At 68.7% G+C, this 26680-nt stretch carries 23 protein-coding genes; 10 read left to right on the forward strand and 13 right to left on the reverse strand.

What is annotated here, in order from left to right; all coding sequences use genetic code 11:
- Positions 1-61: 61 nt before the first annotated feature.
- The 3 genes from A5708_RS27135 to A5708_RS06485 form a co-directional block, all read right to left on the reverse strand.
- The gene (locus tag A5708_RS27135) at positions 62-238 is read right to left on the reverse strand and encodes a hypothetical protein (protein WP_196772550.1); all 177 of its coding nucleotides are present in this window, start codon (positions 236-238) and stop codon (positions 62-64) included.
- 29 nt (positions 239-267) lie between these two features.
- Entirely contained in the window at positions 268-756 is a 489-nt protein-coding gene (locus A5708_RS06480; RefSeq protein ID WP_065027823.1) for a flavin reductase family protein, read from the reverse strand.
- 83 nt (positions 757-839) lie between these two features.
- Positions 840-1865 carry an isopenicillin N synthase family dioxygenase gene (locus A5708_RS06485; RefSeq protein ID WP_065027824.1) on the reverse strand — a complete coding sequence of 342 codons (1026 nt, stop codon included), beginning with the start codon at positions 1863-1865 and terminating at the stop codon, positions 840-842.
- A gap of 200 nt (positions 1866-2065) precedes the next feature.
- Here A5708_RS06485 and A5708_RS06490 point away from each other — a divergent pair, with 200 nt between their 5' ends.
- On the forward strand, positions 2066-3901 hold the full coding sequence (locus A5708_RS06490) for an acyl-CoA dehydrogenase (protein ID WP_065027825.1): 1836 nt from the start codon (positions 2066-2068) through the stop codon (positions 3899-3901).
- Positions 3902-4224: 323 nt separating this feature from the next.
- Here the strand turns inward: A5708_RS06490 and A5708_RS06495 are convergent, their stop codons facing one another.
- Positions 4225-5559 (reverse strand): acetyl-CoA C-acetyltransferase, encoded by a 1335-nt coding sequence (locus A5708_RS06495; RefSeq protein WP_065027826.1) that lies wholly within the window; start codon positions 5557-5559, stop codon positions 4225-4227.
- A 152-nt stretch (positions 5560-5711) separates the two neighbouring features.
- Here A5708_RS06495 and A5708_RS06500 point away from each other — a divergent pair, with 152 nt between their 5' ends.
- Both A5708_RS06500 and A5708_RS06505 read left to right on the forward strand, forming a co-directional pair.
- Positions 5712-7076, forward strand: a complete 1365-nt coding sequence (locus A5708_RS06500) for a 3-oxoacyl-ACP reductase (RefSeq protein ID WP_065027827.1) — start codon at positions 5712-5714, stop codon at positions 7074-7076.
- Positions 7077-7085: 9 nt separating this feature from the next.
- The gene (locus A5708_RS06505; RefSeq protein WP_065027828.1) at positions 7086-7928 is read left to right on the forward strand and encodes a MaoC/PaaZ C-terminal domain-containing protein; all 843 of its coding nucleotides are present in this window, start codon (positions 7086-7088) and stop codon (positions 7926-7928) included.
- Between the two features lie 106 nt (positions 7929-8034).
- Here the strand turns inward: A5708_RS06505 and A5708_RS06510 are convergent, their stop codons facing one another.
- The 3 genes from A5708_RS06510 to A5708_RS06520 form a co-directional block, all read right to left on the reverse strand.
- Positions 8035-9288, reverse strand: a complete 1254-nt coding sequence (locus A5708_RS06510) for a chloride channel protein (RefSeq protein WP_065027829.1) — start codon at positions 9286-9288, stop codon at positions 8035-8037.
- A 25-nt stretch (positions 9289-9313) separates the two neighbouring features.
- Positions 9314-9964, reverse strand: coding sequence for a TetR/AcrR family transcriptional regulator (locus A5708_RS06515; RefSeq protein WP_065027830.1), 651 nt, complete (start codon positions 9962-9964; stop codon positions 9314-9316).
- An 88-nt stretch (positions 9965-10052) separates the two neighbouring features.
- Positions 10053-11210, reverse strand: coding sequence for a glycoside hydrolase family 3 N-terminal domain-containing protein (locus tag A5708_RS06520; protein ID WP_065027831.1), 1158 nt, complete (start codon positions 11208-11210; stop codon positions 10053-10055).
- A 120-nt stretch (positions 11211-11330) separates the two neighbouring features.
- On the opposite strand from A5708_RS06520, the gene A5708_RS06525 reads away from it, so the two are divergent.
- The 4 genes from A5708_RS06525 to A5708_RS06540 all read left to right on the forward strand — a co-directional run bounded on the left by A5708_RS06525 (position 11331) and on the right by A5708_RS06540 (position 17577).
- Complete coding sequence (locus A5708_RS06525) at positions 11331-11534, forward strand: DUF2613 family protein (protein ID WP_065027847.1); 204 nt, start codon at positions 11331-11333, stop codon at positions 11532-11534.
- 87 nt (positions 11535-11621) lie between these two features.
- Positions 11622-11795 (forward strand): DUF2613 domain-containing protein, encoded by a 174-nt coding sequence (locus tag A5708_RS06530; protein ID WP_007769006.1) that lies wholly within the window; start codon positions 11622-11624, stop codon positions 11793-11795.
- A 67-nt stretch (positions 11796-11862) separates the two neighbouring features.
- Positions 11863-16038, forward strand: a complete 4176-nt coding sequence (locus A5708_RS06535) for a DUF3367 domain-containing protein (RefSeq protein WP_065027832.1) — start codon at positions 11863-11865, stop codon at positions 16036-16038.
- A gap of 87 nt (positions 16039-16125) precedes the next feature.
- Positions 16126-17577 carry a lipase maturation factor family protein gene (locus tag A5708_RS06540; RefSeq protein WP_065027833.1) on the forward strand — a complete coding sequence of 484 codons (1452 nt, stop codon included), beginning with the start codon at positions 16126-16128 and terminating at the stop codon, positions 17575-17577.
- Positions 17578-17592: 15 nt separating this feature from the next.
- Here A5708_RS06540 and A5708_RS06545 read toward each other — a convergent pair whose 3' ends face one another.
- On the reverse strand, positions 17593-18747 hold the full coding sequence (locus tag A5708_RS06545; protein ID WP_065027834.1) for an NAD-dependent formate dehydrogenase: 1155 nt from the start codon (positions 18745-18747) through the stop codon (positions 17593-17595).
- 104 nt (positions 18748-18851) lie between these two features.
- The gene (locus A5708_RS06550) at positions 18852-19763 is read right to left on the reverse strand and encodes a LysR family transcriptional regulator (RefSeq protein ID WP_065027835.1); all 912 of its coding nucleotides are present in this window, start codon (positions 19761-19763) and stop codon (positions 18852-18854) included.
- A 263-nt stretch (positions 19764-20026) separates the two neighbouring features.
- Between A5708_RS06550 and A5708_RS06555 the strand changes: the two genes are divergently transcribed.
- Positions 20027-20434 (forward strand): DUF4189 domain-containing protein, encoded by a 408-nt coding sequence (locus tag A5708_RS06555; RefSeq protein ID WP_231117830.1) that lies wholly within the window; start codon positions 20027-20029, stop codon positions 20432-20434.
- Between the two features lie 22 nt (positions 20435-20456).
- Here A5708_RS06555 and A5708_RS06560 read toward each other — a convergent pair whose 3' ends face one another.
- Positions 20457-22106 carry an acetolactate synthase large subunit gene (locus tag A5708_RS06560; protein WP_065027836.1) on the reverse strand — a complete coding sequence of 550 codons (1650 nt, stop codon included), beginning with the start codon at positions 22104-22106 and terminating at the stop codon, positions 20457-20459.
- Between the two features lie 90 nt (positions 22107-22196).
- On the opposite strand from A5708_RS06560, the gene A5708_RS06565 reads away from it, so the two are divergent.
- A complete protein-coding gene (locus A5708_RS06565) occupies positions 22197-23573 on the forward strand; it encodes an NADP-dependent succinic semialdehyde dehydrogenase (protein WP_065027837.1) in 1377 nt (458 codons plus the stop codon).
- A 4-nt stretch (positions 23574-23577) separates the two neighbouring features.
- On the opposite strand, the gene A5708_RS06570 is transcribed toward A5708_RS06565, so the two are convergent.
- Both A5708_RS06570 and A5708_RS06575 read right to left on the reverse strand, forming a co-directional pair.
- On the reverse strand, positions 23578-24513 hold the full coding sequence (locus A5708_RS06570) for a R2-like ligand-binding oxidase (RefSeq protein ID WP_065027838.1): 936 nt from the start codon (positions 24511-24513) through the stop codon (positions 23578-23580).
- Complete coding sequence (locus tag A5708_RS06575) at positions 24510-25205, reverse strand: TetR/AcrR family transcriptional regulator (protein WP_065027839.1); 696 nt, start codon at positions 25203-25205, stop codon at positions 24510-24512. The genes A5708_RS06570 and A5708_RS06575 overlap by 4 nt, the downstream gene beginning before the upstream one ends.
- A gap of 226 nt (positions 25206-25431) precedes the next feature.
- Here A5708_RS06575 and A5708_RS06580 point away from each other — a divergent pair, with 226 nt between their 5' ends.
- The gene (locus A5708_RS06580; RefSeq protein ID WP_065027849.1) at positions 25432-26358 is read left to right on the forward strand and encodes a DUF5996 family protein; all 927 of its coding nucleotides are present in this window, start codon (positions 25432-25434) and stop codon (positions 26356-26358) included.
- A 160-nt stretch (positions 26359-26518) separates the two neighbouring features.
- Here the strand turns inward: A5708_RS06580 and A5708_RS27140 are convergent.
- A partial coding sequence (locus tag A5708_RS27140; RefSeq protein ID WP_196772548.1) for a hypothetical protein occupies positions 26519-26680 on the reverse strand: 162 nt, incomplete at its 5' end.

A 26680-nucleotide genomic window follows, 5' to 3' on the forward strand; every position in this document is an offset into this window, starting at 1 on the left:
CCGTCGCGGTACCCGGGTAACCACACTGCATCCTGTCGGGCCGCCCCGTGCGGCCAGCTACTCACGACCGGAAAGGCAGTTCATGGAACACATGCGAGAAACCGCCAGTATCAACAACATTCGCACCGCTATTCGGCAGCTTTCGGTGCGCGCTCAGCTCGCAAACAAAGAAGGCCGGTACAGCGATGCCGCCGAACTCGAGAGCCGCATCCAGGGCTTTCGGGACGAGCTGAGCCACCGGCCCTAGCCGGTCGACCGCCGAGGCGATTACGCTCCGAGCCGGCGAAAAACGCTTCGATGGAACACGATGGGCGCCACCTCGGCGTCCACCGTGACCTCGCTGACCCGAAGCACCACGATGGTGTGATCGCCGGCCGGGATGAGCTGCTCGATCGCGCTCTCCAGCCAGAGGCCGGTGCCCTTGATGAACACCGCACCCGTCGACCGGGAAACCGTCTCCAACCCCGCGAACCTGTCGCCGGTCTTGGCGGCCAGCGTGCGCGCGGCCTCGTCGTGCTCCTCGCCGAGCACGCTGATGCCCAGCATCGGCAGATCCTTGAGCTTGGGCCACGTCGTCGAGGTGTTCTGCACGCAGAACGACACCAGCGGCGGGTCCAGCGAGACGGGGACAAAGGTACTGGCCGCCAGACCTTCCCGGGTTCCGTCCACCTCGGCGGCGATCGCCACAACTCCGGACGGGAAATGACCGAAGGCCTCACGAAGTGACGACGCTGTCAGCTTGTTATTCGAGTTCACCGGACTTATTCGCCCCTAGAGCCGGAGACGGGATTTATCGGAAACGACCCTACCCGGCGTCGGTCACCACGGCGCGGCCACCCTTACCCATTTTCTAAGCGTTCTGCCGAATAACCGTGCGCCGCGGCCACATCCGGATGGGCCCGCAGCCTGCTCTTCCAGGCGTTGCGACCGTAGACCGCGAAGATCGGATCCGAGGGATCGTCCACGCGCTGCGCGCGTGCCTCGAGCTCGTCGGGCAGCGACAGCACCGGGATCCGCGCGTCCAGGCGCGGGTTGAAGAAGAACGGCACCGAGATGCGCTCGCCCGCGGGCCCCGGCAGGTTGACCCGGTGCTCGGTGGCCCGTAGGTACCCGCGGGTGGCCACCTCCAGCAATTCGCCGATGTTGACGATGAAGGCCCCCTCGCGCGGCGGGACGTCGATCCAGCCGTCCTCGGAGTTTCTGGCCGGCCGCACCTGCAGGCCCGTGCTGCCCGGCTCGGCCAGCAACAGGGTGAGCACCCCGGCGTCGCGGTGCGCGCCCACGCCCTGCTCGCTGGCGGCGCTGCCCGGGTAGCGGATGATCTTGATCAGCGTGGCCGGCGCCTCGGCGAAGGCCGCGTCGAACACGTCGGAGGGGCTGCCCAGCGCGGCCGCCCAGTGCCGCAGCAGGGTGCGGGCCACCGCGGACAGCGCGGCGTCCCACTCCGCGACGATCCCGGGCAGGTCCGGCAGCGCGGCCGGCCACTGGTTGGGGCCCTGCAGCCACCGATAGTCGGACTTGTCCAGCCCACCGATCGGCGGGCGTTGCGGCCCGACGTCGATCTGCTCGCGCCAATCCACCTCCCCTCGGGTCAGCTCGCCGCCGAGCCGGGTGTAACCGCGGAAATGCGGGCTGCGCACCATCGCGACGGCGTCCTTGTCGGGTTGCGACAGCGCGAAGAGCCGGCGCGCGGCGTCCAGGACCCGCGCCACCAGGTCCGGCGGCACGCCGTGCCCGGTCAGATAGAAGAAGCCCACCTCGTGGCCGGCCTCGCGCAAACCGTCGCGCAGGCGGGCGGAGTCGGCCCGCAGGTCCACCGTGGGCAGCTCGGAGGGCAGCGCAGTGACGCCACGCACACCGGTCATGTGCGCGGCATCATCGCAGGTAAATCGGATTCCGACGGCATGACCTGCAGCTTCCCAACCGGTTGGTTAATTAGGCAATGAAATCTAGCTCACATTGGCTTGCATACCGCTGACGCTAGCGATATTTTAGCGGTGTTACTGGTGGGTAACTTAGACCTAGTACCCAACCACAAGTGGCATTCTCAACGAGGAGGACCGTAGTGAGCCACTACAAGAGCAACGTCCGCGACCAGGCGTTCAACCTGTTCGAAGTTCTGGGCGTTGACAAGGCATTGGGCCAAGGCGAGTACAGCGATCTGGACGCCGACACGGCCCGCGAAATGTTGAACGAGATCAGCCGGCTGGCCGAAGGGCCGGTCGCGGAGTCGTTCGTCGAGGGCGACCGCAACCCGCCGGTCTTCGACCCGAAGACGCACTCGGTGACGCTGCCGGAGTCTTTCAAGAAGTCCGTCCAGGCCGTCATCGAGGCGGGTTGGGACAAGGTCGGTCTTGACGAGGCTCTGGGTGGAGTGCCCGCGCCCAAGGCGCTGCTGTGGGCCCTGCACGAACATCTTCTGGGTGCCAATCCGGCCGTGTGGATGTACGCCGGTGGGGCGGGCTTCGCCCAGATCCTTCACCACCTCGGCACCGAAGAGCAGAAGAAGTGGGCCGAGCTGGCCGCCGAGCGCGGCTGGGGTTCGACCATGGTGCTCACCGAGCCGGACGCCGGCTCCGACGTGGGCGCCGGGCGCACCAAGGCGGTCCAGCAGGAGGACGGTTCCTGGCACATCGACGGTGTGAAGCGGTTCATCACCTCCGCCGACTCCGGCGACCTGTTCGAGAACATCTTCCACCTGGTGCTGGCGCGCCCCGAGGGTGCCGGACCGGGCACCAAGGGCCTGTCGCTGTTCTTCGTGCCCAAGTTCCTGTTCGACTTCGAGACCGGTGAGCTGGGCGAGCGCAACGGCGTCTACGTCACCAACGTCGAGCACAAGATGGGCCTGAAGGTATCGGCGACGTGCGAGCTGAGCTTCGGCCAGCACGACGTCCCCGCCAAGGGCTGGCTGGTCGGCGAGGTGCACAACGGCATCGCGCAGATGTTCGAGGTCATCGAGCAGGCCCGGATGATGGTCGGCACCAAGGCCATCGCCACCCTGTCGACGGGTTACCTCAACGCGCTGGAGTACGCGAAATCTCGCGTGCAGGGCGCCGACATGACCCAGATGACCGACAAGACCGCACCGCGGGTGACCATCACGCACCACCCGGACGTGCGCCGCTCGCTGATGACCCAGAAGGCCTACGCCGAGGGTCTGCGCGCGCTGTACCTGTTCACGGCGACCTACCAGGACTCGGCCGTCGCCGAGGCACTGCACGGTGTGGACGCCGAGCTGGCGGTCAAGGTCAACGACCTGATGCTGCCGGTCGTCAAAGGTGTGGGTTCCGAGCAGGCGTACGCCAAGCTCACCGAGAGCCTGCAGACCTTCGGTGGGTCCGGCTTCCTGCAGGACTACCCGATCGAGCAGTACATCCGCGACGCCAAGATCGACTCGCTCTACGAGGGCACCACCGCCATCCAGGCGCAGGACTTCTTCTTCCGCAAGATCGTCCGCGACAAGGGTGTGGCGCTGGCCCACGTGTCCGAGCAGATCCAGAAGTTCGTCGACAGCGAGACCGGCAACGGCCGCCTGAAGACCGAGCGGGAGCTGCTGTCCAAGGCGCTGACCGACGTGCAGGCGATGGCGGCCACGCTGACCGGCTACCTGATGGCGGCGCAGGAGGACGTGACCAGCCTGTACAAGGTGGGGCTCGGTTCGGTGCGCTTCCTGATGAGCGTCGGTGACCTGGTCATCGGCTGGCTGTTGCAGCGTCAGGCGGCGGTCGCCGTGGCGGCGCTCGACGCCGGCGCCAGCGGCGAGGAGCGGTCCTTCTACGAGGGCAAGATCGCGGTGGCATCGTTCTTCGCGAAGAACTTCCTGCCGCTGCTGACCAGCACTCGTGAGGTCATCGACACGCTGGACAACGACATCATGGAGCTCGACGAGGCCGCCTTCTAGGCCGACGCGAACGACACGCGCAGATCCCCCGCTTCGTCCGCGAAGCGGGGGATCTGTCGCTTGGCCAGGCCGCAGAAAAGCGCTGGTAGGCAGCAAAAAGGCCGCCGCTGGATCCCCTCACTCCAGCGGCGGCCCTTTTCGTACGCCGATCCGTCGAGACGGACCAACGCTCGCATTCGGGGGATGCCCCGTATTGCCGTCGGGGTCGGGGGGTCAGACCACAACACGGGGCCATCCGGTGGGTCGGATACCCGCACCCCCATCTGACTAACCAGATGTGACTCAACTCATCGAGCCACCAGGGGCGACGCGCGGACGACCCGTCAGGCTTCCAGGATCGCGGCGACGCCCTGGCCGCCGGCCGCGCAGATCGAGACCAGGGCACGCACGGTGCCGTCGCCCTTCTGCTCGGCCTTGCGCTGGGCGAGCTGCTTGGCCGCCTGGGCCAGAATCCGCCCGCCGGTGGCCGCGAACGGGTGGCCCGCGGCCAGCGAGGACCCGTTGACGTTGAGCTTCGACCGGTCGATCGAGCCCAGCGCGGCGTCCAGGCCGAGCCGCTCCTTGCAGTACTCCTCGGACTCCCACGCCTGCAGGTGACACAGCACCACCGACGCGAAGGCCTCGTGGATCTCGTAGAAGTCGAAGTCCTGCAGGCTCAGGCCGTTGCGGGCGAGCAGCCGCGGCACCGCGTAGGTCGGGGCCATCAGCAGGCCGTCGCGCCCGTTCACGTAGTCGACCGCCGCGGTCTCCGAATCCACCAGGTAGGCCAGCGGCGTCAACGAATGAGCGGCCGCCCACTCGTCGGTGGCCAGCAGCGCCACCGACGCGCCATCGGTCAGCGGAGTCGAGTTACCGGCGGTCATCGTCGCGTCGCCGGCCTTCACGCCGAACACCGGACGCAGCTTGGCCAGCTTCTCCGCCGACGAGTCCGCGCGCAGGTTGTCGTCGCGGTACAGCCCCAAGAACGGGGTGACCAGGTCGTCGAAGAAGCCGCGGTCGTAGGCGGCGGCCATGTTGCGGTGGCTGGCCGCGGCCAGCTCGTCCTGGGCCACCCGGGCGATGCCCATCTTCTTGGCGGTGAGCGCCTGGTGCTCCCCCATCGACAGCCCGGTGCGGGGTTCGCTGTTGACCGGGATCTCGACACCCAGGGTCGCGGGCAGCGTGCCGACCAGCTTCAGCCGCTGCACGTTGGACTTGGCCCGGCGCAGCTTGAGCAGCGTGCGGCGCAGGTTGTCGCCCAGACCGATCGGGGCGTCCGAGGTGGTGTCCACGCCGCCGGCGGCGGCCACCTCGTAGCGTCCGGCCGCGATGCCCTCGGCGGCGGCGACGGCCGCCTGCAGCCCGGTCCCGCAGGCCTGCTGCAGGTCGAACGCGGGCGTGTAGGAGGACAGCTGCGAGCCGAGCACGCACTCGCGCGTCAGGTTGAAGTCGCGGCTGTGCTTGAGCACGGCGCCGCCGACCACCACGCCCAGCCGTTCGCCGGCCAGCCCGAAGCGATCCACCAGCCCGCCCAGTGCGGCGGTGAACATGTCCTGGTTGGACGCCTCCGCGTAGGCGCCGTCCGACCGGGCGAACGGGATGCGGTTGCCGCCCAGGACGGCCACGCGCCGACGCTCGGAACTGCGCTGTTTGCTTGCCTCAGAGCTTGCAGGGGCCACTATTCTTCTCCGTGTTTCTGCGGTCTATCGGTTGGGGAATCGCCCGTCTGGGGCCATACTACCCACTGTTCTTACTCTGCAGTAAGTTCGTCCCCGATACGGTTGTGCTGTAGGCATACCCCGACTTCGCAAGAACATGAAAGGTAGCTCCGGTGGCTCCCAAGGCTTCGTCCGATCTGTTCTCTCAGATCGTCAATTCCGGTCCTGGATCGTTTCTCGCCAAGCAGCTCGGCGTCCCCCAACCCGAGACGCTGCGCCGCTACCGGGCCGGTGAACCGCCGCTGGCCGGGGCGCTGCTGATCGGCGGGGAGGGCAGGGTCGTCGAGCCGCTGCGCGCGGCGCTGGACGCCGACTACGACCTGGTGGGCAACAACCTGGGCGGTCGGTGGGCCGACAAGTTCGGTGGCCTGGTGTTCGATGCCACCGGCATCACCACGCCCGAGGGGCTCAGGGGTCTGTACGAGTTCTTCACCCCCCTGCTGCGCAACCTGGGTCATTCCGCGCGCGTGGCCGTGGTCGGCACCACGCCTGACGCCGCCGCCAGCCCGCACGAGCGGATCGCGCAGCGCGCACTCGAGGGCTTCACCCGCTCGCTGGGCAAGGAGCTGCGCAACGGCACCACGGTGGCCCTGGTCTACCTGTCGCCGGACGCCAAACCCGCCGCGACGGGCCTCGAATCGACGATGCGGTTCATCCTGTCGGCCAAGTCCGCCTACGTCGACGGCCAGGTCTTCTACGTCGGGGACGCGGACTCCACGCCACCGGCCGACTGGGAGCGCCCACTGGACGGCAAGGTCGCCATCGTCACGGGCGCGGCCCGCGGAATCGGTGCGACGATCGCCGAGGTGTTCGCCCGCGACGGCGCGCGCGTGGTGGCGATCGACGTGGAATCGGCGGCCGAGACGCTGGCCGAGACGGCCAGCCGGGTCGGCGGCACCGCGCTGTGGCTCGACGTCACCGCCTCCGACGCGGTCGACAAGATCACCGAGCACCTACGCGAACACCACGGCGGCCGCGCCGACGTGCTGGTCAACAACGCCGGCATCACCCGCGACAAGCTGTTGGCCAACATGGACGACGCCCGCTGGGACGCCGTCCTGGCCGTCAATCTGCTTGCCCCGCTGCGTCTTACCGAAGGGCTGGTGTCCAACGGTGCCCTCGGCGAGGGTGGCCGGGTGATCGGCCTTTCGTCGATGGCCGGCATCGCCGGCAACCGCGGCCAGACCAATTACGCGACGACGAAGGCCGGAATGATCGGCCTCACCCAGTCGCTGGCCCCGGAGCTCTACGGCAAGGGCATCACGATCAACGCGGTCGCACCGGGATTCATCGAAACCCAGATGACGGCGGCCATCCCGCTGGCCACCCGCGAGGTCGGACGCCGGATGAACTCGTTGCTGCAGGGCGGCCAGCCGGTGGACGTCGCGGAAACCATCGCCTACTTCGCCAGCCCGGCTTCGAATGCGGTGACGGGCAACGTCATTCGCGTCTGCGGCCAGGCCATGCTGGGCGCATAGGAGAACGTCATGAATCAGCCAAGCGGCCTGAAGAACATGCTGCGCGCGGCCGCCGGGGCGCTGCCCGTGGTGTCGCGCGGAAGCGAGCTGCCCACCCGCACGGTGACCATCGAGGAACTGCCGATCGACCGCGCGAACGTGGCCGAGTACGCGGGGGTGACCGGTCTGCGCTACGGCAATCACGTGCCGTTGACCTACCCGTTCGCGCTGACCTTTCCGGCGATGATGTCGCTGGTGACCGGTTTCGACTTCCCTTTCGCCGCAATGGGATCGGTGCACACCGAGAACCAGATCACGCAGTACCGCCCGATCGCGGTCACCGACACCGTCGGCGTGCGGGTGCACGCCGAGAACCTGCGCGAGCACCGCAAGGGCCTGCTGGTCGATCTGGTGACCGACGTCAGCGTCGGCAACGACACCGCCTGGCACCAGGTGACGACCTTCCTGCACCAACAGCGGACCAGCCTGTCGGACGAACCCAAACCGCCCCCGCAGAAGCAGCCCAAGCTGCCCCCGCCGTCCACCGTGTTGCGCATCAGCCCGGGGCTGATCCGGCGCTATGCCGACGTCGGGGGCGATCACAACCCGATCCACACCAACTCGGTCGCGGCGAAGCTTTTCGGATTCCCCACGGTGATCGCGCACGGAATGTTCACCGCGGCAGCCGTATTGGCCAATGTCGAGGCGCAGATTCCCGATGCGGTCCGGTATTCGGTGCGGTTCGGCAAGCCGGTGGTGCTGCCCGCGACGACGGGGCTCTACATCGACGAGCATGACGGCGGCTGGGATATTTCGCTGCGCAACATCGCCAAGGGCTACCCGCACCTGACCGGCACGGTGCGGGCGCTCTAGTGCCGACGGTGGCGACCCGCTTCGCCCGGCTCCGGCCTGTAGTGGCGACCCGCTACGCCCGGCTACGCCGCGCTCGCGATCGCCACGGCCGCGCTAGCGATCGCCACTAGCCCGCGTGCGTCGAAGTGCGGCCCTGGGCAAGCAGTTTCAGGCCGTGGGCGCTGGTCGCGGTCAGCAGGAAAAGCAGGAACAGCCACAGCGGTGGCCGGGCGAGTTCCCAGACGAAGATGGCCGCCCAGATCGGTGAACCCTGCGTCACCGCGAGCACGCCGGCCGCGCCGGCCAGCGACACCGCCGGCACGTGCAGGTGGGTGCCGGTCGCCCAGTTGATCGTCAAGACCAGCACCGCCCCGGCCGCGGCGCCGGTGGCCAGCGAGGGCGTGAGCAACCCGCCGCCCCCGCCGGCCCGCAGAAACAGTGCGGTCAGAAGGGGTTTCAGCGCCAGGATCGCCAGCGCCGACAGCAGGGTCATGCCGCTGGCCAGGCTGACCGTGAGGATGCTGCGGCCGTTGCCGGGCAGCTCGGGCCACCAGTGCGAACAGATCCCCATCACCAGGCCCGCCCCGGCGAGCGCGGGGATCAGCAGCGGAGTCCGCATCTGGCGGGCCGGGCGTGCCGCGGCCATCAACCGGTTGAAGGCCAGCCCCACCGCGAGAGCCACCGGCGCCAGCAACAATCCGTGCGCGGTCAGCAGATACGTCGACTCCTCGACCGGCCACTGCAGGTTGGGCTGATCGCGGGTGATGGCCGAACCGACGGCGACCGCCAGGCCCGAGGACAGAAACGCAGCGCCCACCGCTCGCGGCTGCCAGGTGGTGAGCAGGATCCGGATCGAGAACAGCGCGCCGGCCAGCGGCACCGCATACACCGCGCCCAGCCCGGCGCCCGCCGCGCACGCCAGCAGGACCTCACGGTCGCGCGGTGAGAGCCGCTTGAGCCATCCGATGCCCAAATCGCTTAGCGCCGCCGCGAATTGACGCGGGGCCCCTTCTCGTCCCAGCGACGCCCCCGATCCGACGAGCAGCACCTGCAGCAACGCGTCGATGCTCCAGGAAAGCCGCGGCACGGGTTCGCGGGCGGCGATGGTCTGCGCCAGTGGCGGCACCTCCGCCCGGCGGCGCAACAGCCACCACCCCAGGCCCGCCACGGCGGCGCCGATCATCGGGCCCAGCACGCGGCGCATCTGGCTGCTGGCGGCGACTCCGGCCAGCTGCGCGCCGAAGCTGTAGTTGTAGGTGGCGTGCTGGACGAGGCGCAGCACGTATGTCGTCGCCAATCCGGCAACTCCGGCGAGCAACCCGACGATGATTACCGCGCAGAAGAAGTCGAGGTTGCCGCGGTCCGAGCGGGGAACGCTCATGCGGGCCACCTGAACGAATGTAGGCCTAGTCGGCGGCGGCATCCGAGGCGCCCGCGTCGGGGTGGGCCGCGGCCGCCTCCCGCTCGGCCGGTGAGCCCTTCAGGCCGTACCAGAACAGGTCGATCATCAGCTGGGCCGCCTCGTCGACGTCGACGTCGCCGGTGCTGAGCCGGTTGGCGACCGCCTCGCCGGCGCCCACCAGGGCCACGGCCATCATCTCGTGTTCCCGCTCGGAGCGCGGGTTGCGGCTGCCCGCCCGCATCAGCCCGGCTACCAGGTCGATGATCTGCTCGCGTCCCTCGCGGACCATGTGGGCGAACGCCTGCGAGCTGGTGGCCTGGGTGTACATCACGATCCACGACGCCCGGTTGGCGTCGATGTAGCGCATGAACGACGCAATGGTGTTGCGCAGCATGTCATTGGGGCTCTGCCGGAAATCCACGTCGGCGCGCACCACGTCGATGAACCGGCCCATCTCCCGGTTCAGGCAGGCGCCGAACAGGTCCTCCTTGGAGCCGTAGTACAGGTACAGCATCGGCTTGGAGATCTGTGCCTCGGCGGCGATCGCGTCCATCGAGGTCTCGTGGTAGCCGTTGACGGAGAACATCTGCACGGCGGCGTCGAGCATCTGCTGCTCGCGAACGGCACGCGGCAACCGCTTGGTACCACCCGCCATCGTTTGCCTCTCTAGCCCGTCTATCTGACTCAAGAGTAGGCAATGCGGTGCCGGTGTCACACCCACGACTGCCTATGGCGGCGGCCCGCTAGTGGCCGCAGCTGGGGCTGGGGCCCTTCATCGTCGCCACCCGCACCAGCGAATCGTCGACCTGCTTGGCCGGCAGGTCGCCGGACGCCACCGCCTGTTGCAGCCGGTCCAAGACCGCAGGCACTTCGTCGGTGGTGACCCACAGCGCGACGTCGACGCCGGCCCGCAGGCTGCGCAGCACGGCCTCCGACACCCCGTACCGGTCGGAGATGGCGGCCATGCTGGACAGGTCGTCGCTGAACACCGGACCGGTGAACGGCGGGCCCTTGTAGCCGACCCCGTTGCGCAGCAGCTGCACCGCCTCGGGGCTCAGGCTGGCCGGGGCGTCGCCGGTGAGACCGGGAACCTGCAAGTGGCCCACCATGACCCCGACCGGCGGCGAGGTCACCAGGGTCCGGTAGGGCACCAGGTCGTTGTTCTGCAGATCGTCCAGCGGCGGCGTGACGACGCCCCCGGTGTGCGAATCGCCCGAGCCGTGCCCGTGGCCGGGGAAGTGCTTGAGCACCGGCAGCAACCCGGCATCGCGCAGGCCCTGCGCGTAGGCACCGGCGTAATCGGTGACCTTGGCCGGATCCGCGCTGAACGAACGGTTGCCGATCACGGCGTCGTCGGGCTCGTCGCTGACGTCGACGACGGGCGCGAAGTCGACGGTGATGCCCAGGTCACGCATCTTCTTGCCGCGATCGGCGGCCAGATCGTGCACCTGCTGGACGGTTTGCGTCTGCGCCAGCTCGCGGGGCGACGGGGAGGTCCCGATCAACGACTTCAGCCGCGAGACACGGCCGCCCTCTTCGTCGACGCTGACCGCCAGCGGCAGCGGGCCCGCCTTGCTCGCGATGTCGGCCAGCGGCCCCTTGAAGATCGACAGGTCCGTCCAGCTGCCGATGAAGATGCCGCCCACGTGGTAGCCGTTGACGACGGCCCGGGCGTCGTCGGCGTTCTTCACGCCCACCATCAGCAGTTGCGCGAGCTTGTCGCGGATGCCCAACGTCGCCGGAACCGCCGACGGGTCCGCACACACCGGCGGCGCCGGAGCGGCCACCGGCTTGCTCGACGTCTTCGTCGACGTGGGGGGCGGGTGCGCGGCGTGGTGGCCGCAACCGGCCACCAGCGCCGACGCGGCTGCAAGCACGGCCAAGGTGCGCGAAAATGCCATCGGGCCATGCTTTCACGGCGGGCGTTTCGTCCCGGGCTCCAGGGGGCATCAACGGTACGTTGCTGATCAGGGGGCTGGGGCTGCTCGAGGCACCCATTGACTGGCAGGGAGGAGCCAGCGATTAACGGTTTCACGTCGGCCGCCGCGGTCAGCGTCGCGGTGGGGTTGTCCGTCGGGGTGGCGACGACCGTCGGGATCACGCTCGCCGTGGCCGATTACAGCCTGGTTCAGGTGCCGAGCCTGCAGCGCCCGGCGCTTCCCGCCGGTCCCTATCAGGTGGAATACGGCGACCGCTGCTTTCACGGGCACTGTCTGCACTGGTGACCAGCGCTCCCGGTTGCCGGGCGGCCTTCTGCTAGGTTGGCGCTAGGTCGAAAGTCCCGACCGCAAGCCGACACTCAGGAGCCTTCGATGAACCGGATCGTTGCGCCCGCCGCAGCGAGCGTTGTGGTTGGTCTGCTGCTCGGCGCGGCCGCGATCTTCGGGATCACGCTGATGGTCCAGCAAGACACGAAGCCGCCACTCCCCGGGGGCGATCCGCAGTCGTCAGTGCTCAACCGGGTCGAGTACGGCAACCGTAGCTAGCCCGCCTCGAACAGGGACCGGAGCGGCGGTCTCATGCTCGACGGCTGGGCCGGTATCGCGCCGGTGGTTGTGGTTGGTCGGCGCGGTCGCCCTGGCCCTGACGTTCGCCCAGTCCCCCGGACGGATCGCCCCCGACACCAAGCTTGACCTGACCGCTAACCCGCTGCGCTTTCTGGCCCGGGCGACCAATCTGTGGAACAGCGAGCTGCCGTTCGGGCAGGCGCAGAACCAGGCCTACGGATACCTGTTTCCGCACGGCACCTTCTTTCTCGTCGGCCACGCGCTGGGCGTGCCCGGCTGGATCACCCAGCGGCTGTGGTGGGCGCTGCTGCTCACCGTCGGCTTCTGGGGCCTGCTGCGGGTCGCCGAGGCGCTGGGGATCGGCAGCCCGGCGTCGCGAGTGATCGCCGCGGCCGCGTTCGCGCTGTCACCGCGGGTGCTGACCACGCTCGGATCGATCTCGTCGGAGACCTTGCCAATGATGTTGGCGCCGTGGGTGTTGCTGCCCACGATCCTCGCCCTGCGGGCTGACGGCGGCCGATCCGTGCGAGCGCTGGCCGGGCAGGCCGGCCTGGCCATCGCGCTGATGGGTGCGGTGAACGCCATCGCGACCGCGGCCGGCTGCCTGCCGGCGGTGATCTGGTGGGCGTGCCACCGGCCGAACCGGTTGTGGTGGCGCTACACCGGGTGGTGGCTGGTGGCGCTGGTGCTGGCCACGCTGTGGTGGGTGGTGGCGCTGGTGATGCTGCGCGCGATCAGCCCCCCCTTCCTGGATTTCATCGAATCCTCCGGCGTGACGACGCAATGGTCGTCACTGGTCGAGATGTTGCGCGGCACCGACAGCTGGACCCCGTACGTGGCGCCGACCGCCACCGCGGGCGCTCCGCTGGTGACCGGGTCGGCGGCCGTGCTGGGTACCTGCCTGGTCGCGGCGGCCGGACTCGCGGGGCTGGCCGGCCGGGCCATGCCGGCGCGCGGGCGGCTGGTGACGATGCTGTTGGTCGGGGTGGTGCTGATGGCCGCCGGATACAGCGGCGGGCTGGGGTCGCCGGTGGCGCACGCGGTGCAGGCCTTCCTGGACGCCGGCGGCGCCCCGTTGCGCAACGTGCACAAGCTCGGATCGGTGATCCGGATCCCCGTGGTGCTGGGTCTCGCGCAGCTGCTGGGCCGAATACCGCTGCCGGGCAGCGCGCCGATGTCGGTGTGGCTGCGCGCGTTTGCGCACCCCGAGCGTGACAAACGGCTCGCCACCGCGATCGTGGTGGTGACGGCGCTGATGGTCAGCACGTCACTGGCGTGGACCGGTCGGCTCGCGCCGCCGGGAACCTTCACCGCGATCCCGCAGTACTGGCACGAGGCCGCCGACTGGCTCACCGAGCACAACACCGGCACACCGACACCCGGGCGGGTGCTCGTGGTCCCGGGGGCGCCGTTCGCCACCCAGGTGTGGGGCACCAGCCACGACGAGCCGCTACAGGTGCTGGGCGCCAGCCCCTGGGGGGTGCGCGATTCCATCCCGCTGACCCCGCCGCAGACCATCCGGGCACTCGACTCAGTGCAGCGCCTGTTCGCCGCCGGCCGCCCCTCGGCCGGCTTGGCTGATACCCTTGCCCGCCAAGGCATTTCCTATCTGGCGCTACGCAACGACCTGGACCCCGACACGTCGCGGTCGGCGCGCCCGATCCTGGTGCACCGGGCCATCGACGGGTCACCCGGACTGCGCAAGGTCGCACAGTTCGGCGCGCCGGTGGGTCCCGGCACGCTCGCGGGTTTCGTCGCGGACAGCGGACTGCGCCCGCGATATCCGGCGGTCGAGATTTACCGGGTCGGCGACGACAGTGACCCCGCCACACCGTATTTCGTCGACACTGACCGGCTGGCCCGGGTCGACGGCGGGCCCGAGGCGTTGCTGCGCCTTGACGAGCGACGACGCCTGCTGGGCCAGCCGCCGCTGGGCCCGGCGCTGCTGACCGCCGACGCGCGCGGCGCCGGGCTGCCGGTGGACGCCGGGGTGACCATCACCGACACCCCGGTGGCCCGTGAGACGGATTACGGCCGGGTGGACCACCATTCGTCGGCGATCCGGGCCCCCGGCGATGCGCGGCACACCTACAACCGGGTGCCCGACTACCCCGTCCCCGGCGCCGACCCGGTGAGCGGCGCCTGGACCGGCGGCCGGATCACGGTATCGAGCTCATCGTCGGATTCCACCGCGATGCCCGACGTGGCACCGGCGACCTCGCCGGCCGCGGCGATCGACGGTGACTCCGCGACCGCGTGGGTGTCCAACTCGCTGCAGGCCGCCGTCGGTCAATGGATGCGGATCGATTTCGACCATCCGGTGACCAACGCGGCGATCACGTTGACGCCCAGCGCCACCGCCGTCGGCGCCCAGGTGCGCCGCATTCTGATCGAAACCGCCACCGGCAGCACCACTTTGCGTTTCGACGAGCCGGGCAAGCCGCTTGCCGCGGCGCTCCCCTACGGCGAGACCCCGTGGGTGCGGATCATCGCCGCGGGCACCGACGACGGATCCGCCGGGGTGCAGTTCGGCATCACCGACCTGTCGATCACCCAGTACGACGCCTCAGGATTCGCCCACCAGGTCGACCTGCGGCACACCGTGCGGGTGCCAGGGCCGCCGCCGGGTTCGCCGATCGCGGGGTGGGACCTGGGCTCCGAGTTGATGGGCAGGCCGGGTTGCGCCGCGGCACCCGACGGTGTGCGCTGCGCGCCGTCGATGGCCCTGGCCCCGGAGGAGCCGGTCAATTTCAGCCGGACGCTGACCGTGCCGGCGCCGATGTCGGTGACTCCGACGGTGTGGGTCCGCCCGCGCCAGGGGCCCAAGCTGGCCGACCTGATCGCCGAGCCGAATACCACTGTCGCCCATGGTGATTCGGACACGGTCGATGTCCTGGGCTCGGCGTACGCGGCCGCCGACGGCGACCCGGCCACGGCGTGGACGGCACCGCAACGGGTGGTGCAACACAAGACCCCGCCAACCCTGACGCTCACGCTGCCCCGCCCCACCGAGGTCACCGGGGTGCGCCTGGCCCCGAGCCGGTCGACGTTGCCCGCGCACCCGACGATGGTGGCCGTCAACCTGGGCGACGGTCCGCAAGCCGCAGCGATGAAACCCGACGGCGCGCAGACGGTGCCGTTGAAACCCCGGGTGACCGACACCGTGACCATCAGCCTGCTCAATTGGCAGGACATCATCGACCGCAACGCCTTGGGTTTCGACCAGCTCAAGCCGCCCGGGCTGGCCGAGGTCGCGGCGCTGGGCGTCGACGGCAACCCGATCGCGCCCGCTGACGCGGCCCGCAACCGCACCCGGGAGATCCGCGTCGGCTGCGATCGCGGACCCGTCGTCGCGGTCGCGGGCCGGTTCGTGCACACCGCCATCCACACCACCGTGGGGGCAATCCTGGATGACGCCCCCGTCGCCGCGGTGCCTTGCGAACGCGACCCGATCGCGCTGCCCGCCGGCCAACAAGAGCTGCTGATCAGCCCCGGGGCCCAATTCGTCGTGGACGGAGCCGAACTGACCACGCCGGCCGCCACCGAAGTCGCACGGCCGCTGCGTGTTTCGTCATGGCGGAGCTGGGGGCCGGATCGCCGCGAAGTGCAGGCGCCCGCCTCGTCAACCTCCCGGGTGCTGGTCATCCCGGAAAGCATCAACCCGGGCTGGGTGGCGCGCACCGGCACCGGCGCCCGCTTGACGCCGATCGCCGTCAACGGGTGGCAGCAGGGCTGGCTGGTGCCCGCAGGCGACCCGGGCACCATCACGCTGACCTTCGCCTCCAACTCGCTCTACCGCGCCGGCCTGGCGGTGGGCCTGGCGCTGCTGCCGCTGCTGGCGATGCTCGCGCTCTGGCGCCGCCGAAGGAAGGACGACAAAGACGCGCCCGCGCGGCCATGGCGGCCCGGCCCATGGGCGGCCGTCCCGGCGCTGGCCGCCGCGGGGGTGATCGCCGGCCTGGGCGGTGTCGCGGCGATGGGGGCCGCGCTGGGTCTGCGGTACGCGCTGCGCCAGGGGCGCTGGGAACGCCTCAGCGTGCTGGGCAGCGCCGGGGGTCTGATCCTGGCCGGCGCGGTGCTGTCACGACAGCCGTGGCGGTCCGCCGACGGCTACGCCGGCCATTCCGCCGGTGTCCAGCTGCTGGCGCTGATTTCGCTTGCGGTGCTTGCCGCTTCGGTGGTTGCGCTCCCCGAACGTGCGCCGGGGCCGGGCGACGAATAGTCGGCCGGGCTATTGGCTACCCGTTTACCGGCTGATTGACTGGATATGCGGGTTGGCGTAACCGTCACCAACCGAGGAGTTAGCGCCATGGACTGGTTTTCCGCACCCGAATATTGGGTGGGCAGACTGGTGCTCGAGCGCGGCGCCGCGGCGATCTACCTGCTCGGCTTCGTTGCCGCCGCGACCCAGTTCCGTGCGCTCATCGGCGAGCGCGGCATCCTGCCCATCCCGCAGTTCTTGGCGAGGCAATCCTTTTGGCGCACCCCGAGCCTGTTCCACCTGCGCTATTCGGATCGGCTGTTCGCAGCCGTCTCCTGGTTCGGTGCGGCGCTGTCGGTGGCGATCGTCGCCGGGGCCGCCGACGCGGTGCCGTTGTGGGGCGCGATGGCGATGTGGCTGGTGCTGTGGATGCTCTACCTGTCGATCGTCAACGTCGGGCAGACCTGGTACTCGTTCGGCTGGGAGTCGCTGCTGCTCGAAACCGGCTTCCTGATGATCTTCCTGGGCAATCACGACGTGGCGCCCCCGGTGCTGACGCTCTGGATGGTTCGCCTGCTGCTGTTTCGGGTCGAGTTCGGTGCGGGACTGATCAAGATGCGCGGCGACCCGTGCTGGCGCGATCTGACGTGTTTGTACTACCACCACGAGACGCAACCCATGCCGGGGCCGTTGAGCTGGTTCTTCCACCATCTTCCCAAACCCCTGCACCGAGTTGAGGTGGCGGGCAACCATTTCGCACAGCTGATCGTGCCGTTCGGATTGTTCGCGCCGCAGCCAGCGGCCAGTGTGGCCGCCGCGATCATCGTGATCACTCAGTTGTGGCTGGTCGCCTCGGGCAATTTCGCGTGGCTCAATTGGGTGACGATCGTGTTGGCGTTCAGCGCCATCGACGACGCGTCGTTCGCGCTGCTGCTGCCCAAGGGCCTCGTCCCGGCGCATACGGGCCTGGCGGCCACACCCCTGTGGTTCGTCGGGCTGGTGACCGCCGTCACCGCCGCGGTGCTGTTCATGAGTTACTGGCCGCTGGCCAACATGTTGTCCTCCCGGCAGCGAATGAATATGTCGTTCAATTCATTTCATTTGGTGAACACCTACGGCGCGTTCGGCAGCATCGGGCGGATCCGCCGCGAGGTGGTGATCGAAGGCACCGACGAGGCCGTCATCACCAGCCAAACCGTGTGGAAGGAATACGAATTCAAGGGCAAGCCGGGGACGCCGCGCCGGCTGCCGCGACAGTGGGCGCCGTATCATCTGCGCCTGGACTGGCTGATGTGGTTCGCCGCGATCTCGCCGGGGTACGCGCAGCCGTGGCTGAGGCCGTTCTTGCAGCGACTGCTGGAAAACGATCGACCAACCCTACGGTTGTTGCGCCACAACCCGTTTCCCGATTCACCGCCCCGGTATGTGCGGGCACAGCTCTACCAGTACCGGTTCACCACGCCGGCCGAGCTGCGCCACGATCGGGCGTGGTGGCATCGCGCCCTGATCGGCGGTTACGTGCCACCGATGGCCCTGTCGACGACGACGAGCGCCAACTGAGCACCGGGCAATCGGCTACTTCTGGTAGGACAGCGCCCCGGTGCCCGCGAGCTTGCCGCCCTCGACGATCAGGTACTCGGGGCGGATGGGCTTTCCGGCGAACCAGCTCTCCAGGATTTCCCTGGTGCCGGCCGCATAACGCGCCTGGGCGGACAGCGTAGTGCCCGAAACATGCGGTGTCATGGCGTTATTCGGCATGGTGCGCCACGGATGGTCGGGTGGCGGAGGCTGCGGATACCACACGTCTCCGGCATAGCCCGCCAGCTGACCGGACTTCAGGGCGGCCGCGATCGCCTCCGGCACGGTCTCCTCGGCGCGGGCCGTGTTGACGATGTAGGAGCCCCGGCGCATGGTCGCGATCAGCTGCTCGTTGAACATCCGGCGGGTGTCGTCGTACAGCGGCGAGTGGATGGACACCACGTCGACCGCCTGCACCAGCGACTCGACCGTGGGGTGAAACGTGACGTTGAGTTGTCTCTCGGCCTCCGGTGCCAGCCGGCGGGTGTCGGTGTAGTGCAGGTTGACGTCGAATGGTGCCAGCCGGCGCAGCACGGCACGCCCGATCCGGCCGGCCGCGATCAACCCGACGTCCATCCCCTCCAGGTCGTAGGCGCGTTGGGCGCAATCGGCGATGTTCCAGCCGCCCTCGGCCGCCCACCGGTGTGAGGGCACGAAATTGCGCACCAGCGCCAGGATCTGCATCACCGTGTGCTCGGCGACGCTGATGCTGTTGCTGTATGTCACCTCGGCCACGGTGATCCCGCGCTGCTGGGCCGCGTCCAGATCCACGTGATCCGAGCCGATGCCCGCGGTCAGCGCCAGCTTGAGCCTGGGGGCGCGGGCGATGCGTTCCGCGGTCAGGTAAGCCGGCCAAAACGGCTGGGAAATCACGATTTCCGCGTCGGCCAGCTCACGCTCGAATTCCGAGTCGGGGCCGTCCTTGTCCGACGTCACCACCAGATCATGGCCGGCGTCTTCGAAGAACCGGCGCAGCCCCAGGGCACCCGAGACGCAGCCGAGCAGCTCACCGGGGGTGAAGTCGATCTTCGACGGCGTCGGCACGGTGCTGCCGTCGGGGTATCCCCGGATGGTCGGGATGCTGTCGCGCGCGTAGTTCGGCGGGTACCCGTCGACGGGGTCGGGATAGAGCACCATCACACACTTGGCCATCGAATTCTCCTTCAACCGGCGATCACGCCCAGTCTCGGAGCGCGCCTGCCCCGGTGTCCAAGACACGATTCCGACCGGCTGATAGGCGGCGCCGATCAGCGCGGCTAGGACGGCTCGCTGAGCGTCGCGCCGATGCGGGCCTCGCGCGCGGTCCGCCGTAGCGCGCGCGCCAGCAGCGAGCCCGGCTCCGCCCGGTTGGTCACCAGCGCGATCAACGCGGTGACCGACGGGCGCCGCAGCGGCAGCACGGCCACCCCGGCCGGCACGCCCAGGGTGTGAATCCACGGTTGCGGCACGATGCTCGCCCACCGGCCGGTGCGCACGTGCGCGAACAGCGCGGCCACGGAATCGGTTTCCAGCCGCGGGGTGACCTGCAGCCCATGGGTGGCCAATGCGTCGTCGATGACCCGGCGGCCCCGCATGCCCTGCGTCAGCAGGCACAGCGGCAACTGCACGGCGTCCGACCACGCGATCGTTTTCGCCTCGCCGCCAAGCAGTTCGGCGGCGGCGATGAGCACCGGCTGCTCGTGGTACAGCGGGGTGACCAGGAGATCGGCCGTGTCCTGCTGGTCCGGATACAAGATGCCCGCGTCCAATTCGAACTTGCGGACCCGCTCCACGATGCCGGCCGAGCGCAGGTTGACCTCGAGCTGGACGCGCACCAACGGATGCGCCGCGCAGAACGGATCCGTAAGCAGCGCAACGGTGGTCGAGGCGGCCGGCACCACGCCGAGCCGCAGCTCGCCGGTCAGGCCGGCCCGCAACGCGGTGACCTCCTGTTTGAGGGCGTCGCGGTCGGCCAGAATGCGGCGCGCCCACGGCACCAGCCGCTCGCCCTCCGGGGTGAGACCCTCGAACTTCTGACCGCGCCGCACCAGCGGGACGTTGAGTTCGGATTCGAGCTTGCGGATGGCTTCCGACAGCGCGGGCTGCGACACGTAACAGGCGCGCGCGGCGCGCGCGAAGTGGCGCTCTTGAGCGAGCGCGACGAAGTACTCCAGCTGACGGAACAGCATGCGCCTATTCGATCATGTGTCGCCCGCCGGTAAATATTTGCTGCGCGGCTGTCAACGATCCGTTAACCGAGTGGCCGATTCCACATCGAGCCCTGATGGTGAGAGTACGACGCCGCAGAACGTGGTGTCCCGAGGTTGGCGCGGACGGTGCGGTCCGAGTCTTGTCGGTGTGAGCCTCTCCGGTCAGTGGGTTCACCTGGCGCAGACCGTCGACTTCCAAACCAGTTGTTCGAGAGATGCTCATGTCTAAACTTGTTGCCTCCGTGTCGGTTTTCGTTCTCTCTGCGGTCGGACTGATAGCACCTACCCAGGCCCAGGCCCAGGCCGGCTTCATCGTGATCGCTGGGTCCGACTCCAGCCGTTCAGTCGAAACCACGGCGGGCGGCAACCTTGCCAGCCTGAGTTCGGTTGAAGAGTATGCGGTGAGCCATTGCGCCGAGCGGCATGGCTCAACCGACTGCCGCGTTCTTGCCGAAGGGCTGGGTGGCTGTGTGGCACTCACCGACACTGGTCATGGCTTCGTCGGGGCATGGGGCGCCACCCGCAGCGCCGCCGGAGCCGCTGCGGTGGCCAAGGTGGGGCGGCCGGGGGCGGCCGTGGCCGTCGCCCGCTGCGTAGGCGATCCCGGACTCAACTTCTCCGGCACGAACTCGTTTCTGATCACGCAGTAGCCCTACGCGTCGACGGCAGTTCTCACAGCGTTTCGTCCAGCTCGCCGAGGCGGTCGGTCAACCGCAGATTCTCGGAGTAGTCGACCGGGCAACTGATCAGCGAGACACCGTCGTCGTCGAGCGCGGTCCGCAGCGTCGGCAGCAGCTCGTCGGCGCTGCTGATCCGATATCCCTTGGCGCCGAAGCTTTCCGCGTACGTGACCACGTCGGGGTTGTTGAACTTCACATAGTAGTGAGCCCCGAGCTCGAGGTCCATCTTCCATTCGATGAGGCCGTAACCGCCGTCCTCCCAGATCAGCACCACCAGCGGGATGCGCTCGCGCACGGCGGTCTCGATCTCCTGCGAGTTCATCAGGAACGCGCCGTCGCCGACGACGGCCAGCACCTTGCAATCCGGCTGCGCGAGCTTGACGCCCAGCGCCCCCGGTAGGGCAAAACTCATGGTGGACAACCCGTTTGAGATCAGGCAGGTGTTCCGCTCGTACGTCGGGTAGAGCCGGGCCATCCACATCTTGGTGGCACCCGTGTCGACCAGGACGACGTCGCTGCGGCCCAGGGCCGCGCGGGTGTCGGCGACCACCCGCGCCGGCGCCAGCGGGTAGCGCGAATCCTGTTGACCCCGCGCGAATTCCTCGGCCAACAGGCCCGAACCGGGCACCTCGGCGGCGTGAGCAAAGGTGTGGCCGGACAGCGCGTCGGTCAGGGCGTTCAGCGAATCGCTGATGTCGCCGATGATCCCCACGTCCACCGAGTAGTGCGCGTCGACCTCGGCCGGGAACCGGTGGATGTGGATGATCTTCTTGTCGGCCTGCGGGTTGATCCGCACCGGGTCGAACTCCTGCAACTCGTAGCCGACGGCGATGACGGCGTCGGCGTTGTCGAACCCGAAGTTGACGTAGTCGTGCCGCATGAACCCCAGCGTGCCGATGCTGTTGGGGTGGTCGTCGGGCATGACGCCCTTGCCGTGAAAGGTGTTGGCCACTTGGATGCCGAACTCTTCGGAGAAGCGCACCAGGGCTTTGGTGGCGTCGGCGCGCGCGGCGCCGTGCCCGGCCAGCAGCACCGGGCGCTTCGCGTTGCGCAGGACGTCGACGGCGCGCGCCACCTGGCGGGGGGCCGGGGCGTCGGGGCGGACGACGTTGCGCGGCAACGGTCCCAGGTCGTAGTCGGTGTCGTCGGCGTCGATGTGCTCGGGCACGGCCAGGTAGACCGCGGCCGGGCGCTCGGACTCGGCGAGCTTGAACGCCTTGCGGACCATCTCGGGGATGGCGCGCGCGGTCGGGATGCCCGCCGCCCATCGGGTGATGGGGGCGAACATCGAGACCAGGTCGACGTACTGGTGTGACTCCTTGAACTCCCGGTCGTGACCCACCTGCGCGGAGATGGCGACCAGCGGGGTGCTGTTGGTGGTGGCGTCAGCAGTCCCGAGCTGCATGTTGATCGCGCCGGGCCCCAACGTGGCCGACACCACCGCGGCCCGCCCGGTAACCCTGCCGTACATCTCCGCCATGAACGAGGCGGCCTGCTCGTGCCGGGTGAGCACGTAGCGGATGGTCGAGGACGCCGCCAGCGCCTGCACGAACCGGATGTTCTCCTCGCCGGGCACCCCGAATACGACGGAAACACCCTCATTTTCCAGGCACTTGACGATCAGCTCAGCGGCTTTGCTCATCCGACACCTCCCTTAGGGGAACGATAGTGGCAGGCTGGGTGTTGGACTTTCAGCCGCCAAGCAACACGACCCCAATGAAGGAGGGCCGACGTGCCCATCGCCACCATTAACCCGGCTACCGGCGAGACAGTGAAGACCTTCACCCCGGCCACCGACCAAGAAGTCGACGCCGCGATTGCCCGTGCCTACGAACGCTTCCTCGACTACCGTCACAACACCACGTTTGCCCAGCGTGCCCAGTGGGCAAACGCCACCGCCGACCTTCTGGAGAAAGAGGCCGACGAGGTCGGCGCCATGATGACTCTGGAGATGGGCAAGACGCTGGCATCGGCAAAGGCTGAAGCGCTCAAGTGCGCCAAGGGTTTTCGCTACTACGCCGAGAACGCTGAGAAACTGCTCGCCGACGAGCCCGCCGAGGCGTCGAAGGTCGGGGCAAAGCGGGCATACACCCGCTGGCAGCCACTCGGCGTGGTGCTGGCCGTGATGCCGTGGAACTTCCCGCTGTGGCAGGCCGTCCGATTCGCCGCGCCCGCGCTGATGGCCGGCAACGTCGGGATCCTCAAGCATGCCTCCAACGTGCCGCAGTCGGCGCTGTACCTCTCCGACGTCATCGCCCGCGGCGGCTTCCCGGAGGGCTGCTTCCAAACGCTGCTCGTCTCGTCCAGCGCCGTCGAACGGATCCTGCGCGATCCCCGGGTCGCGGCCGCCACCCTGACCGGCAGCGAACCGGCCGGCCAGTCCGTCGCCGCCATCTGTGGTGACGAGATCAAGCCCACCGTGATGGAACTCGGCGGCAGTGACCCGTTCATCGTGATGCCGTCGGCGGACCTGGACGAGGCCGTCAAGACCGCGGTCAAGGCGCGGGTGCAGAACAACGGCCAGTCCTGCATCGCCGCCAAGCGGTTCATCGTCCACACCGACATCTACGAGGCGTTCGTCGACAAGTACGTCGAGCAGATGGAGGCATTGAAGGTCGGCGACCCGACCGACCCGGACACCGACGTGGGCCCGCTGGCCACCGAGTCGGGTCGCGACGAGATCGCCAAGCAGGTCGAGGACGCCGTCGCGGCCGGCGCGAAGGTGCGTACCGGCGGTAAGGCGCCCGACCAGCCGGGCTGGTTCTACCCGCCGACCGTGGTCACCGACATCACCAAAGACATGGCCCTATACACCGAGGAGGTCTTCGGTCCGGTCGCCTCGATGTACCGCGTGTCGGGCATCGACGAGGCCATCGAGATCGCCAACGCCACGACCTTCGGGCTTGGCTCCAACGCCTGGACCAACGACGAGGCCGAGCAGGAGCGCTTCATCGACGACATCGAAGCCGGCCAGGTCTTCATCAACGGCATGACGGTGTCCTACCCGGAGCTGGGCTTCGGCGGTGTCAAACGATCGGGCTACGGCCGCGAACTCGCCGGGCTCGGCATCCGCGCGTTCTGCAACGCCAAGACCGTCTGGGTCGGCTGACGGGTCAGACGCTCGCCAGGGCGCGCTCGTCCTCCTCGGCGAAGGTGTCCTCGAGCTGCAGCGGCGTGTAGTCGAGGTCGATCTCGCCGAGCGGCCGGCCTCGGGCGCTGGAGATGGTGCCGAAGCGCCGCATCCCCTTGTCCGAGGCGTACTGCATGAACTCGTCCACCGACAGCCCGAACGGCATCGGATCGTAGAGGGCGAAGCCTTCCTCGATCAGGCGCAGGCCCAGCGGCATCAGCTCGTTCATCCGCGTTTCGAAGACGCCCCAGTTGGCGTCGTCGGCGGCGACGTGGCGCCGGCAGGTGAAGGTGCCCCACGCCATGTGCCGTCGCTCGTCATCGCCGATGCGCCGCACCAACTCCTGCATGCCGGGCAGGATGCCACGTTCGACGCAGATCTTGTGCCAGCCGAAGTAACCGGTCAGCGCCAGCATGCCTTCAACCATGTGGTTGTAGGTGACCGACGCCCGCACCTGGGCGGCCGGCGACGGATCGACCGTCAGCGCGTTCAGGCAGTCCGGCAGTTCCTCGTAAAAGATCGTGCGGTAGGTCGGGACGTCGTCGAGGAAGTTGTGCAGGTCCTCGGTGATGCCGATGGCGTCGAGCCACATGCGGAACACCTGGACGTGCTTGGCCTCCTCGAAGGCGAACTGCGTCAGATACATCTCGTCGCCGAGCCGGCCTTCGGCCCGCATCGCGGCCATGAACGGCTGGATGTCCTGGGTCACCGACTCCTCGCCGGCGATGAACTCGGCGCACAGCCGGGTCGCATAGCTGCGTTCGTCGTCGGTGAGCCGTTCCCAGTCCTCGCGGTCGCGGGAGAAGTCGATGTCGGCCGGATTCCAGAACTTCGCGTTGCCGCCTGCAAACAGCTTGAGCGGCAGGCTGTCCCAGTTGAGTCCGCCCTCGACCATCGAGGCAATTCGGGTGCGATTCATGTGACCTCCTCAGATCGTTTGGGGGCTGAGCCCAGTGGCGAGGTTTTCGGCGCAGCCGCGAACGCGGCCGCCAGCACCGCGACGAGCCTGCGCACGGCCAGCGCCGGCTGTTCCGGGGTGGGCTCGTCGAGCCCCAGAATCGGGTCAAGGCCGCGCATGTAGGGCGCCAGAGCCAGATGCGGGAAGATCAACAGCAGCAACGACAACAGCGCGTCGGTATCGGAATCCGCGCGCAGGTCGCCGCGGACGTGCGCGTCGCGCACGAGCGGGCGCATCACTTCCAGGTAGTGACGGTGGATCACGTGCTGCACGCTGACGCGGGCTTCGGTGTCGACTTCCAGTGTCGCCGCGGCGTGCAGCGCGCGTTCGTGCGGGTGGTCCGCGAAGTAGGCCACCCACGTGTCGAGCCAGTCGGTGAGGAAGTCGAAGAAGGGCCGGCTCGGGTCGAGCTCACGGATACGGTCCTCCATGTAGGCACGCACCCGTTGGCTGCCGATGTCGGCGATGAACGCGTACAGGTCGCGCTTGTCCGCGAAGTACTGGAACAGGCTGCCCTTGGCGACCCCGGCGCGGCGGGCGATGACATTCAGGCTGCCCCGGGAGAACCCGTGGGCCCCGAACTCCGACTCCGCGGCCTCGATGATCGCGGCGCGACGAGCGGGATCGACGCGTGCCCAGGTGACCGTTGGCAATGCCCCTCCTTTGGTGAATGACCACTGGTCATCCTACTGTGAGCCACGCCACAGTCAAGGGCGCACGGCGGGCGGTCTCCCCGCGGCGCCGCGGCGGCCGACCGGCAGATCGCCGAGCCACACCGGCGAGAAACTCGGCCGGCGAGCACTATCGGTGATAGCGGCGCGGTGCAGGGCGGACGCCGACCAGAACTGAGGAGTGACCGTGACGACGCAGCACGACAGCATGGCGTGGCCCAGCCTGCGGGTAGACGACTGGGCCCCGACGAGGCAGACACTGCACATGTGGGCTCAGATCGTCGGCAAGGTCCGGCTGGCCCATTCGCCGTTGGTCAACCACTGGTGGCAGGTCACCTCGTATGTGACCCCGCGCGGTTTGACGACGTCGGCGATCCCGTACGGGACGGCGGTCTTCGATATGGAGTTCGACTTCATCGACCATGTGCTGATGATCCGCAGCAGCACCGGCGCGACCCGCGCTGTGCGCCTGGAACCGAAATCGGTGGCCGAGTTCTACTCGCAGACGATGCGGGCACTCGACGAACTGGGTTTCTCCACGCGCATCCAAGCGCACCCCAACGAGGTGGATCCGGCCCTGCCGTTCGCCGACGATGTCGAACATGCGTCGTACGACCCTGATGCGGCAAACCTGTTCTGGCGCCAACTGCTTGCAGCGAACCGCGTGCTGGGCCAGTTTCGGTCACGGTTCATGGGTAAGGTGAGTCCGGTCCATTTCTTCTGGGGCGCAATGGATCTCGCGTGCACCAGATTTTCCGGGCGCGGTGCGCCCCGCCACCTGGGCGGCGCACCCAATTGCGGAGACTGGGTGATGGTCGAGGGCTACTCGCGAGAACTGAGCAGCTGTGGGTTCTTTCCCGGCGGGGGCGACGAGGGCGCTTTCTACGCCTACGCCTATCCCGAACCCGACGGCTTCGCCGACCACCCGGTCGGTCCCGAGGAGGCGGGCTACGACAAGGATCTCGGTGAGTACCTGTTGCCATACGAGGCGGTGCGGCGGGCAGCCGACCCCGACCAGACGCTCCTGGGGTTCTTGCAGGACACCTACGAAGCGGCCGCGGTGCATGCCGGCTGGGACCGCACCGCGCTCGAAGACGACCCCGATCGCTGGAAGGCCCATCAAATTCGCGCATGAGCGCGTTTCGTGCGGCCGAGGGTCGTTGTCGCCGAGCGCCCGGCTGGGCGGGCGCTCGAATCCCGACGCCCGGCTGGGCGGGCGCTCGGCGAGCGGCGAGCGGTTGGGCGGCGAGTGGCGAGCGGCGAGCGGCGAGCGGCGAGCGGTTGGGCGGCGAAGGCTACGGCCGCATCTGATAGGCGCCGCTGAGCGGCAGCACGTGGTCCTTCCAAATCTGGTCGTAGCGCGCGGGATCGTGGTCGGGCCGGCGGATCATCCGCAGCGCGAAGCGGGCCTGTTCGTCCGTCGTCGCCGGCTTGTCGGACAGCTCCACGGCGTAGGC

Origin of the sequence: Mycobacterium colombiense (genome assembly GCF_001672755.1) — a bacterium.
Taxonomy (GTDB): Bacteria; Actinomycetota; Actinomycetes; order Mycobacteriales; family Mycobacteriaceae; genus Mycobacterium; species Mycobacterium colombiense_C.